Source organism: Ensifer sp. Root142, from assembly GCF_001426785.1.
In the GTDB taxonomy this organism is placed as follows: domain Bacteria; phylum Pseudomonadota; class Alphaproteobacteria; order Rhizobiales; family Rhizobiaceae; genus Ensifer; species Ensifer canadensis.
Window position 1 is genome coordinate 30,228 of the sequence record NZ_LMFK01000007.1, and the last position, 13,085, is coordinate 43,312.

The following is a 13,085-nucleotide window of genomic DNA, read 5'->3' on the forward strand; positions in this document are numbered from 1 at the left end:
GGGCGCCTCGTCCGTGCATAGCCGTGGCTTCCATCCCCTTAAGGACTAAGCGGGCCTAACCCTTTTGATGGCGATGCGTCGGTGCGGCTATCCCAATGATCAGCTGTTCATTTTTCGCCACCATGGAATTCTGGCTGACGACGGCATTGCAGCAAAATTCGCGAGCTGCCCATTGCCGGGAGGGCGTTTGAGCCGTCCCGCCGGGCAGTGAGGCGAGAGGGACAGGAGGCGAACGATGGCTGAGTTCCGATTTTTCGGCGCAGAAGATTCGGCGGTGAAGTCCGGGCGCGTGACGGGCCGCTCGCAGGAAACCGTGCACTACGACCCGGAGCACTCGGTTCATGCCGTCGTTCACCGGCACGCCCAGGCGGCTCCGCAGGCGACGGCAATCGTCTTCGACGACCACTCGATCAGCTATGGCGAGCTTGAGCTGATGTCCGATGCGCTTGCCACCTATCTGATCGATGCGGGCGTCACGAAGGGCGATATCGTCTGCCTCTTCGTCCCACGCTCCCTCGAAACGATCGTCGCCATGCTGGCCACCCTCAAGGTCGGCGCCGCCTATCTGCCGCTCGATACGACTTTTCCCGTCGATCATCTCGACTATGTCATCGGCGACTGCGAGCCCAAGGTGGTCTTCGTCGATACCTGCTCGCTTGCCACGATGCGCCTTGTGCCGAGCGTCAAGGGCACGATCGCCGATCTTCACGCGATCGTCGCCGATCTCGCGCAGCAAGCCGAGAGGAAGCCGTTCGAGCCAGTACCCTGCGAAGGCGGCGACATGGCATACGTCATGTACACGTCGGGTTCGACCGGTCGACCCAAGGGCGTCTCCATTCCGCATCGTGGCATTACCCGGCTCGCGCTCGATCAGAATTACGTGCAGATCGGCAGTGCCGACGTGATGCTGCACGCGGCAACAATCGCTTTCGATGCCTCCACGTTCGAGATTTGGACGACATTGACGAACGGTGGGACCATCGCCGGGTTGCCGGACGGAAATTTCTCGGTCGGCCGGCTTAGGGATGTCATCCGTGACAACGGCGTTACCTCCTCCTTGCTGACCACCGGCCTGTTCAACCTGCTCGCCGATTTCTCCTGCGGCGAACTGCCGACGTTGCGGCATATGATGTTCGGCGGCGAAGTCGCCTCTGCCGAGCACATCAAACGCTTTCAGAAGGCGCATCCGGACTGCCGACTGACAAACCTCTATGGGCCAACGGAAATCACTGTTCTGGCCACCGCCTTCGACATCCCCGCGGGGTTCGACGGCAAGGACGTGCCGATCGGCGGCGCCGTCAGCCACACCGGTATACTGATCGTCGACGAGGACCGTCGCCCGGTCGGGCGCGGCATAGAGGGAGAGCTTGTCCTCACCGGCGAGGGCGTCGCCATCGGCTATTTCCGACGCCCCGAGCTGACGGCAGAACGGTTCATCACCATCCGCACCGAACAGGGAGACGTGCGCGGCTATCTGACAGGCGATCTCGCGGTGCTCAGCGACGACGGCATCCTGCTTTTCCGGGGCAGGCGTGACCGGCAGATCAAGCTGAATGGCAAGCGCATCGAGCTTGACGAGATCGAGGCCGCCTTGCGTCGCGATCCGCGGCTCGCCGACGGTGTCGTCATCTGCCAGAATCTGGATCAGTCGCACAAGCGCATCGTTGGTTACCTGTGCCCACGTGAGGGCACCCGCGCAGACGACGCCGAGCTGATCCGCGACGTGATGGAGAGACTGCGCAACAGCCTGCCCGCCTACATGATCCCGAGCGCGGTGATCGTGCTTGACGAATTGCCATTGCATCAATCGGGCAAGGTCGACCGCGCCAGGCTTCCGCTGCCGGTGGATGCGTTGCCGGCCGAGAACGCGCCAGTCGCCAGTCGGACCGAGGCACTCTTGCAAGACCTCTGGCGCAACGTGCTCAGCCAGCAGGCCGTAGAGCTTGATCGCAATTTCTTCGATCTCGGCGGCACGTCGCTGCAGCTGATGCGGGTGCATGCGGCGCTGGAGGTCAACCTCAGCCGGTCGATCGATGTCGTTGCCCTGTTCAAGCACCCGACCATTCACGAGTTGGCGGACTTCCTCGATGGAAAGTCGTCGGCCAGTGCCCGAGCGATGACGGCGGCCGAACGTGCGGCGCTGCAAAAGAAGAACATCTCCCACTTCCGCAGGAGCGCTTCATGACCGTTTTCAACGATGCAGACGACGCCCGCGGCTCGGATCGCAATGACCAGGACGTGACCGGCATTGCGATCATCGGCATGTCCGGTCGGTTCCCGGGCGCTCCGTCGGTGGAGGCGCTTTGGGATCTCGTCTGTGAGGGGCGGGATGCCTTTTTGAAACTGAGGCCGGACGAGATCGAAGACGCATTCACTGACGAGGAACGTGCTGCCGCAAACTACGTTCCAGCCCGGCCGCAGCTCCCGGATGTCGACATGTTCGACGCCGAGTTCTTCGGCATGTTCCCGCGGGAAGCGGCGGTCACCGATCCGCAGCACCGCGTCTTTCTCGAGGTCTGCTGGGAAGCGCTCGAGCGGGCCGGGTACGATCCTCACCGCTATCCCGGCCTGGTCGGCGTCTTCGCAGGCGCCTCGATGCCCACCTATCTCATCAACAATGTCCTGGGTGAGCGGGCGAAGGTCGAGGAGTTCACCTCCAACTACCAGATCGGTTGCTTCCAGCAGATCGTCGGTTCAGTGACGGACGTTCTAGCGACCCGCATCGCCTATAAGTTCAACCTGCGCGGACCGGCGATCGCCATCCAGTCGGCCTGCTCAACGTCGCTGCTGGCCGTGTCGCAGGCCTGCCAGAACCTGCTGACCTACAGCTGCGACATGGCCCTTGCCGGTGGTGTATCGATCACGATCCCGCAACGGCGTGGCTATATCTACCAGGAGGGCGGCATGGTTTCGCCCGATGGCGTCTGCCGGCCGTTCGACGAACAGGCGGCTGGAACGGTTTTCGGCAGCGGCGCGGGCATCGTGCTGTTGAAGCGGTTGGAAGACGCGCTGAGGGATGGCGACAGGATCTTCGCGGTCATTCGCGGCTACGGCATCAACAACGACGGTTCGGACAAGATCGGGTTTACCGCGCCAAGCGTCGAGGGGCAGGCGGACGCGATTTCGTCTGCTCTGGCAAACGCGGGGGTCGATCCTTCGACAATCGGTTATGTCGAATGCCACGGCACCGCGACCCCGCTTGGTGACCCGATCGAGTTCGGCGGATTGCGCAGCGCCTTTGCCGAGGCAGGCGACAAGCGGCAGCTTTGTGCCCTGGGCTCGGTCAAGGGCAATGTCGGTCACCTCGATGCCGCTGCCGGCGTCAGCGGGCTGATCAAGACTGCGCTGGCGCTCTATCACGCCAAGATACCGGGAATGGCGAATTATCAGCGGCCGAACCCGCGCATCAATCTCGACGACAGTCCCTTCTATATTCCCGCCAGCACCACCGACTGGCCGGCCACCGAAGGTCCGCGCCGCGCCGGCGTCAGCTCGTTCGGCGTCGGCGGCACCAATGTGCATCTCGTGCTGGAGCAGGCGCCCGCGTCGCAGGGCAATGTCGACGACGTGGCGCGGGGGCCTCACATTCTGCCGCTGTCTGCCCGCAACGAGGCAGCACTTGCGGCCATGCGGGCGAACCTGCGCGATCACCTGCAGGCGAACCCTGCTTTGCCACTGTCGCAGGTCGCGCACACGCTGCAGACCGGTCGGCGCGCTTTCAGCCATCGCACCGCCATAGCTGCCAACGATATCGAGCAGGCGATTGAGCGCCTCGGCAGCGAGCGCGTAGCAAGTGGCGTTGCCACCGAAAGGCCGCCGATCGCCTTCATGTTCCCCGGCCAGGGCTCGCAATATGTCGGCATGGGCGCGGCACTCTACAGCCGCGAACCGGAATTCACCCGCTGGATTGACAGGGGCACGGAGCTGCTCCGGGCACCTTTAAAAACCGACTTGCGCGATTTCATCTGCCACAGCGGCACGGTGAGCCAGGCCATGGCCGACGAACAGCGCGAGACGCGCATCGCGCAGCCGTGCCTCTATCTCGTCGAATATGCGCTCGCGCGGTTATGGATGAGCCGCGGCTTGAAACCCGATGTCATGATCGGTCACAGCGTTGGCGAATTCGTCGCCGCGACGCTTGCCAACGTCATTTCCTTCGAGGACGGATTGCGGCTCGTGACCGCGCGCGGCCGCTTGATGCAGTCGCAGCCCCAGGGCGCGATGGTTTCCGTGCGGGCGGATGTGGAGACAGTCTCAGCCTATCTTGGCGACGAGGTCGAAATCGCTGCGGTCAACGCCCCGAAACTCTGCGTGATCTCCGGAACCTTCGCTGCCGTCGATGCTGCGTGCGCTGCGATGGAGCGCGCCGGCATCGCCTTCAGCCGGCTTCACACCTCGCATGCGTTTCATTCCGCCATGATGGACGGCGTTACCGAAGCCCTGCGCGAAGAGACGGCAAAGGTCACCTACGGCACTGCCATAACGCCGTATATCTCGTGCGTCACCGGCCAATGGCAGACGATCGAACAGGGCATGTCGCCTGACTACTGGGCGAAGCATTGCCGCGCCGCCGTCCGGTTTTCCGACGGGTTGGCGACCCTTTGCGACGGGCGCAAGCCCGTCCTGCTGGAGGTCGGCCCCGGTCGCACCCTGTCGGTCTTTGCGGCCCAGACGCTCAGCCGCGATGCGGTCACTGCCGTCGTCCAGTCGCTGCCGGAACATGATCGCGCGCATGCCGCCGGTGAAACCCTCGCCGAGGCCCACGGCAAGCTCTGGATGTCGGGCTGCGACCTCAACTGGCCGACGTCGTCCGCGAGCAAAACCCCGCTCATTCTGCCGACCTATCCGTTCCAGCGGCAGCGCCACTGGATTGACGCTCCTGCCTCCGCACGGCGCGGCGAAGGCCGGCCGGCATCGTCGGCCGAGCAGCTCCCTGCCGCCGAGCCATCTTCCACCGACACTCAAGCGCAACCGTTTGACGGGATCAAAATCATGAATGTTGCCACACCAGTTGCTGCTGCCAGCCGTATCCCTGCCTTGCAAACCTCCCTCATCACCCTGCTCAGCGACATGTCGGGGGAGGCGCTCGGACCGGGCGAGGCGGGTGCGACATTCTTGGAGCTCGGCTTTGACTCGCTCTTCATCGGCCAGTTCGCGCAAAGGATCGAGAAAGACTACAAGATCAAGCTCTCGTTCCGGGAGCTGCTGAGCAACATTCCCAGCATCCAGGATCTGGCCGCGCATCTCGACCGGCAGCTGCCGCCCGAGCCGCAGCAGGCGCCGGCATCCGCACCGGTGGCCCTGCCGTCGCTCGCAGTCGCCGCGGCGCCCGCCGTCGCAGCGCAGGCGGCCCTGCCGCTTACCGTTGCCCCCGTCACCACAGCCGCGACTGTTGCCGGCATCGAGTCCGTCCTCCAGTCGCAATTGCAGATGCTGCAGACGATCGTTACGCAGCAGTTGCAGGTGCTCCAGGCGACAGGTTCCGTCGCAGCCCCTTCCGCACAGTCGACCATTGTTGCGGCGGCGATCGCCCCTCCGATCGCGACGATTGAGCCGCAGCTGGTATCGAAGATTGAGGTCGATCGCACCGCCGATGGCGAAATCGGAGCGGAGCGCATCAAGCTCTACCGTCCCGGCGCCAAGAGCCTTTCGACCGAGATGACCCCACAGAAGCAGGCGTTCGTCGCCGACTTGATCGCCGCCTACGAGGCACGGAACGGGAAATCGAAGAGCTTCACCGGCCAGAACCGGAAGTGGCTCGCCGATCCGCGCACCGCTGCCGGTTTCCGCCAGGACTGGAAGGAGATGGTCTTCCCCGTCGTTTCCGATCGTTCGAAGGGATCGCGCATCTGGGACGTCGACGGCAATGAATATATCGATCTGGTCAACGGCATGGGTCAGACGGCCTTCGGCCATGCGCCGGATTTCGTCGTCGAGGCGGTGAAGGCGCAGGCCGACGCCGGATTTGCCATCGGCCCGCAGACGCCGCTTGCCGGCGAAGTCGCGGAACTGATCGCAGAGATGACCGGGCACGAACGCGTGACCTTCTGCAACACCGGCTCGGAGGCCGTCATGGCGGCCATGCGGGTGGCGCGCACGGTGACCGGCCGGGATCGGATCGTGATTTTCGGCAACGACTATCACGGGCAGTTCGACGAGGTGCTGGTCAAGGGCCGGAACCGGGCTGGTGCGCCGGTCGCGATACCGGTCGCCGCCGGCATCCCTGCCGCCTCCGTCGCCAACATGACGGTTCTTCGCTACGGCGATCCGGAAAGTCTTGACTGGATCAAGGCCAATGCCGGCGATATCGCCGCGGTGATCATCGAGCCGGTCCAGAGCCGTCATCCGGAATTACGGCCGGTCGAGTTTGTGCGCGAGCTGCGTGCTATTGCCACGAAATCCGAATTCGCGCTGGTTTTCGACGAGGTCGTCACCGGCTTCCGCGTCGATCCCGGTGGCATGCAGGCCGTCTGGGGCATCAAGGGCGACATGGCGACCTATGGCAAGGTCATCGGCGGCGGCATGCCGATCGGCGTGCTGGTGGGCGACAGCCGCTTCATGGATGCACTCGACGGCGGATGCTGGAATTATGGCGACGATAGCGTTCCGATGACCGCGCCGACCTTCTTTGCCGGGACCTTCGTGCGCCATCCGCTCGTGCTTGCGGCGGCGCGGGCCGTTCTTCAGCACATCAGGGGCGAGGGCGCCGCACTCTATGGCGCCGTCGCCGATCGCACGCAGGCTCTGGTCGCCGAGATCAATGCGGATCTCGCCCGGCGCGGTATCGCCAAGACCATCAACAGCTACAAGAGCTGGTTCTTTGCCGACTTCGGCAGCGACGATCCGCTGGGCTCGCTCCTCTATGCCAAGATGCGCATGCAGGGTATTCATATCCAGGACGGCTATCCCTGCTTCCTGACGACCGCCCACAGCGAGGCGGATTTCCAGGCGATCGCTGCCGCCTTCCGCACCAGTCTTGATGCGTTCCAATCGGTCGGCATCCTCGGCACGCAACGCCAGGCAGAGGATATCGCGCCGGAGCCTGCTGATGTGGCAACTGCCCGACCGTCAACGGCGCCGCTGACGGAAGCGCAAAAGGAAATCTGGTTGGCCGCCCAGGTCGGCGATGAAGCCTCCTGCTCCTTCAACGAGTCCTTCACGATGGTTCTGGACGGGCCGCTGGATCGCGAACGCTTGGGCCGGGCGCTTGATGCCGTAGTCGCACGCCATGATGCGCTGCAGATCCGGTTCGGCCGGGCGGGGGATCATTTCGAGTTCATTCCCGATTTCGTGCTCGATGTCGCCGATATCGACCTTGCCGGCGAGAACGATGCCGAGGCGCTGTTGCAGCAATTGATCGACGAAGATGCGCGCACTCCCTTCGATCTTGCCGATGGGCCACTCGTTCGGGCTTCCATCGTCAGGATGACTCCCGACAGTCACCGCCTGGTCTTCACCGCACACCACATCATCTGCGATGGCTGGTCGATCAATGTGCTGATCGAAGAGCTTGCCGCGACCTATTCCGCCTTGATGCGCAACGCCGAGGCCGGGCTCACGACGCCGCTCTCCTTTGCCACCTACGCGACCGATCTTGCTCCCAATGCGGATATATCGAACGCGACCGAACAATTCTGGCTCGACCAATACAAGGACGTCCCCGATCTGCCGGAAATGCCGCTGGACCGGCCGCGGTCGGATCGCCGCAGCTTTGCCGGCGGCACCGTCACCGGAAGCATCGAGGCGGAAACCTACAAAGCCCTGAAGAAGGCAGGTGCAAAGTCCGGCGCGACCTTGTTTTCGACGTTGCTGGCGGCGCTGCAAATCATGATCTCCCGCCTCTCCGGACAGGACGACATCGTCGTCGCCGTGCCTTCGGCCGGGCAGAGCCTGCTCGACGGCCAGACGCTCGTCGGCCATTGCGTCAACCTCCTGCCGCTTCGCCAGACGGTCTCGTCGGACAAGCGCTTCGACGAGCATCTCAAGGCGACGCAGCAGCTTGTGCTCGGTGCGTTCGAGCACCAGGATTACACCTACGGCACGCTCGTCCGTAAGCTCGGCGTCAAGCGTGACACGCACCGCTTGCCGCTGACCGAGATCCAGTTCAACCTCGAGCGGGTTCCTGACAATCTGGAGTTCGGCGGGCTGCAGACGAAGATCGCGTCGAACGCCAAGGCCTTCTCCAACTTCGATATGTTCTTCAACCTGACCGAAAGCCCCAACGGCGTTCGCATCGATGTCGACTACAATGCCGAGGTCTTCGAGCGCAGCACGATCGAGCGCTGGATCGGCCATTTCGCGACACTGGTTGCGGCGCTGGCAGCCGACATCACCCGGCCGATCCACGATCTGCCGCTCCTGTCTGCGGCCGAACAGGCCTGGCTTGCCGAGGGCCTCAACGACATGGCCGCCGACTACGATCGCGACGCATTCGTCTTCTCGCTGTTTGCCCAAAAGGCGGCCGAGCAGCCTTCCGCGATTGCCGTCGAACTCGACGGCAAGACGATGACCTATGGCGAGCTTGAAGGGCGATCCAACCAGTTGGCTTGCCAAATCCAGAAGACCGTCCCGGAGCCGGGCCAGCGCATCGCCCTTCTCGCCGAACGGTCGCTTGAAATGGTGATCGCCCTGCTGGCGATCATGAAATCGGGACATGCCTATGTGCCGCTCGACCCTGCCCATCCTGAGACCCGCCTGTCGCAAACCCTTGAGGTTGCGCGCGTTGCCGGCATGATCTGCGATAGCGACCGGGCAGAGGGACTGGCCGGCAAGGACGTCGCGATCATCCGCATCGATAGCGACGTCGACACAACCGGCGCGGCAACTGCACTGCCGAAGGTCCCCACGGACGCGGCGACGCCGGCCTACATCATCTTCACGTCGGGATCGACCGGCGCACCGAAGGGGGTCGAAGTCTCCCATCGCGCCCTGGTCAACTTCCTCACGTCGATGGCGCGGGAGCCGGGGCTTGACGATCGCGATACGATCGTCGCGGTGACGACGATCTCCTTCGACATAGCCGGCCTTGAACTCTACCTGCCGCTGATCACAGGTGCGAAGGTGGTGCTTGCCGGCCGGCACACGGTGCGCGACGGTTTTGCTCTGGTGCGGCTCGTCGAAAGCTGCGGTGCGACCGTGCTCCAGGCGACGCCGACACTCTGGCAGATGCTGGTCGAAGCCGGCCTCAGCCGCTCGAACCTCAAGATGCTGTGCGGCGGCGAGCCGCTTCCCAAGGCGCTCGCTTCTTCATTGCTCGGCCTCGGAAGCGAGCTGTGGAACATGTACGGCCCGACCGAGACGACGATCTGGTCGTCGGTGCAACGGATCGAGGATGGCGAAAAGCCGATCACCATCGGCCATCCCATCGCCAACACGCAGCTCCTCATCCTCGACAAGGCCAACCGCGTTGCCGCCATCGGCGTCACGGGTGAACTGCATATCGGCGGCGAGGGCCTTGCCAACGGCTACTTCGCCCGCCCTGATCTGACCGAGAAGGCCTTCGCCGATATCGACATCGGCACGGGAACGGTTCAGCGTCTTTACAAGACCGGCGACGTCGGTCGGCGGCTCGCGGATGGTTCGCTACAATTGCTCGGCCGGCGCGACCAGCAGATCAAGCTGCGCGGTTTCCGCATCGAGCTTGGCGATATCGAGGCTGCCATCTCCAGCGCCGCCGGCGTTCGCCAATGCGCCGTCGTCGCCGCCCCGAACAGCAATGGCGACAAGCAGCTGGTGTGCTATGTCATCCCGGAAGACCTGAGCAGCAAACCCTCGGCATCCGCGCTTGCCGCCCATGCGGAGGCCAACCTGCCGGCGCATATGGTCCCCGGTTTCTGGGTGCTTGAGGAGGCTCTCCCCCAGACGGCCAACGGCAAGCTCGACCGCAAGACGCTTGAACAGCGTGGTTTGCCGCAACGCGAGACCACGGCCATCAGGGTGCCGCCGCGCACCGCCATGGAAACGCAGCTTTGCGAGATCTGGCGCGAGGTTCTGAACGCGCAGGAGATCGGCGTCGAGGACAACCTCTACGCGCTCGGCGCGGATTCGCTGATCATCTTCCGCATCGCCGCCCGCATGCTCGACAGCGGTCTGCGCCTGGAGGCCAAACATCTGATGATGCATCCCTCCATCGCAGAACTCGCCACCTTTGCCGAGACACGCGACGACATCGATCCGAACGGCACCCAGCCGCAGGTCCCTTCGCTGAGAGATTTCCGCAATGGCGCGCGGCGCCGGTTTGAGCAGGTATCAAGAGTATGAAAGAGACAAGCAACACTGCACCTGTCGCCGAACCCACCGTGATTGCGGAGTTCCCCTGTTCCCAGACCCAGTTGCGCTGCTGGATCCTCGACCAGCTGAAGCTAGGCAATCCGGCGCTCAACGTCGCAGTCCGATGGGAGATCCGAGGCGCATTCCGATCCTCGACGTTGGAGGCCGCCTTTCGTACAGTCATCCAGCGTCATGAGGCCCTTCGCACCCGGTTCGTCGAAGTCGGCGGTAGGCCCTGCCAGCAGGTGGTCGACCAAGTCGACTTCAGGATGTCGGTCATCGACCTGCGAAACGTACCTGCCGATCAGCGCGATCAGCGTATCCTCTCGATCGGTGAGGAGACCGCGCGCGCGCCGTTCGACCTCAGCAGTCCCTACCTCTTCCGCGTTTCGCTGCTGATGGTAGAGAACGAGCGGGGCTTTCTACTGATCACCGCCCACCAGAGCTGCTTTGATGGCTGGTCGATCCGCGTGCTTGGCCGCGAGGTCGGCGAGATCGCGGCGGCGCTTGATGCCGGCCGGCAGCCGGCTGTTCCGGACCTGCCGTTGCAATACGGCGATTTCTCGCTGTGGCAGCAGGAGTATCTGAACAGCTACGGTTTCGAGACCGAGAAGTCATTCTGGCGCGAACAGCTGACCGGAGCGCCCTATTTCGAAGTTATTCCCGACACGCCGCGCGGACCGGTCAAGACCAGCCGCGGCAATATCCTGTCCGTCAACAACCCGAGCGAGTTCAGCGAGCGGATCGACGCCGCCGCCCGCGCGCATAGGGTCTCGCTCTACAGTTTCGGGGCTGCCGTCGTCAGCGCGTTGCTGCACCGCTATACCGGACATGACACCGTCATGTTCGGCTCACAGGTCGCCGGGCGCGACGAGACGGATCTGGAGAACCTTATCGGGGTCTTCATCAACAATGTTGTTCTGCGGTTCGACATGGCCGGTGACATTTCCTTTGCCGAGCATGTGCGTTTAGCAACCGCAACGGTGACGGCTGCCCTCAACCATCACAGAATGCCGTTCAACAAACTGGTCGAACTGGTCAATCCGGTGCGCGATCCCTCGCGCAACCCGCTGATCTCGGTCAACTTCAACCTGCAGAAGGCGTTCCTGGAAGACCATCAGTATGGAGGTTTCGAGCTGCTCAGCGCGCCGTCGCAATCGCCGGGTGTCATCTACGATCTGAGCTTCATCATGATCGGCAGGCCGAGCGGATGGCGCATGTCGATCGAATACAATGCCGACCTGTTTGAAAAGTCGACGATCGAATCTCTTCTGCGGCTTTGGCAGGAGGCCTATGAAGCGGCGCTGGAACGGCCCTCGGCGCCCCTTTCCTCACTGGTCATCCCTCCGAGGGAGATCAAGGCGCTGCGAGTGGAGACGGGGCCGGCAACGGCGATCGAACTGATGCTTGCGGCCCATCCATCCGTCGGTTCGGCCGTGGTGCTGGTCGAAGGCGATGGCAAGCGCGTGCATGCTTTCGTCACGCCGGCGCCGACGATCACCGAACCGCTCGATCGCCTGCCTGATGGCCTGATGGAGTATCTGAGCCGGCAGCTTTCGCAATCCGCGATGCCGGGTGGTGTCAGCGTGCTTCTCAATTTTCCGCGCGATGCCAGCGGCACCATCGATCGAACCGCGTTGCGGATACCGGCGCCGCCGACCATCCTCGCCAAGGCTGTGGCCGATCGCGTTGAGCCAACAGATGTCTCGGCACCAGTACCGGCGGCGCGAACCGACCAGACCAAGGCTCTTGCTGCGATATGGGCAGAGGTGCTCGGCGTTCCGACGGTCGCGCCCGGCGACAACTTCTTCGCGCTCGGCGGTCACTCGCTGCTGGCTTTGCGCATGCTCTCCGGCGCCAGATCGAAGCTTGGGGCAAAGGCCGACCTGGAGCTGCTCTTCAAGCAGCCGACATTCGGGGGCTTTTCCACTGCGCTGTTTGGCGAAGCGCAGCCGACCGGTACCGATCTGGAATCCGCAAGCGCCAATCCCTGGAGCGTGGGGGCCTGCGGGCGCACCGATGCGCCCTATACGCTCTACACGCTCAATCATCCGTTCCTCTACTACCGGCTTGCGACCGATCTTGGCGATACCGTCTCGGTCTATAACGCCAACATGTTCCATGCGGACCTCACCGGCGATCTCGCCTCCATGTCGCTTGAAGAGATCGCCGGGCATGCCGTCGACAGTATGGGCGCAGATATTCTGAAAGGCCCGGTCGGCGTGATGGGGCTCTGCGTCAATGGCGTGCTGGCGGTCGAAATTGCCCGCCAGCTGCGCGAGCGCGGCGCCGATCTTCGCTTCACGGCCGTCATCGATGCCTGGGCACCGGGCTATGTCAAGTCGCAGCCCCGGCTTCGGCGCCTTCGCTGGAACAGCGAGCGCCGGGTGAAGCGCGTCGGCTACTTCACGCGCAAGCTCTTTTCCGGCCGCATCAGCTTCGTCGACTATCTCAGGGAGTTCAACTTCACGCTTGCCCTGCTCAAACATCTGGGCCTGCGGGCGGGGACCTATTCCCAGGAAGAAGCAGTCAATGCCGACGTTACCGACCTGCTGGTCAATGCGGCCCGTCGCTATCGTCCGCCACCGACGAATGAAAAGTCGGTGCTTTTGTTCCGCAGTGAAGCCACCCATCGCCGTGCGCGCAAGCTGCTCTTCGGCTGGGGTGGTGCAATCACCCCGGACAGCGAGGTTTTCGACCTCGAGGGTTGGCACGAGGATAGCCTCAACAGCAACAGCATTCAGGCCCTGGCGACCATCGTCATCAACAGGTTCCGCTCCGACGAGCGCTGAACACGACGTGCGAAGGCAACATCC

General features: G+C 63.5%; 3 protein-coding genes. All 3 read left to right on the forward strand.

Annotated features, from left to right (window positions below; all coding sequences use genetic code 11):
• Positions 1-235: 235 nt before the first annotated feature.
• Genes ASD52_RS09690 through ASD52_RS09700 form a run of 3 tightly spaced genes read left to right on the forward strand, consistent with a single transcriptional unit; the run spans position 236 to position 13,061 of the window.
• Positions 236-2,185, forward strand: coding sequence for a non-ribosomal peptide synthetase (locus ASD52_RS09690; RefSeq protein WP_025428345.1), 1,950 nt, complete (start codon positions 236-238; stop codon positions 2,183-2,185).
• Positions 2,182-10,260 carry a hybrid non-ribosomal peptide synthetase/type I polyketide synthase gene (locus tag ASD52_RS09695; RefSeq protein WP_057207537.1) on the forward strand — a complete coding sequence of 2,693 codons (8,079 nt, stop codon included), beginning with the start codon at positions 2,182-2,184 and terminating at the stop codon, positions 10,258-10,260. Before ASD52_RS09690 ends, ASD52_RS09695 begins: the two co-directional genes overlap by 4 nt.
• Complete coding sequence (locus tag ASD52_RS09700) at positions 10,257-13,061, forward strand: condensation domain-containing protein (protein WP_057224020.1); 2,805 nt, start codon at positions 10,257-10,259, stop codon at positions 13,059-13,061. The genes ASD52_RS09695 and ASD52_RS09700 overlap by 4 nt, the downstream gene beginning before the upstream one ends.
• The last annotated feature ends 24 nt before the right edge of the window (positions 13,062-13,085 follow it).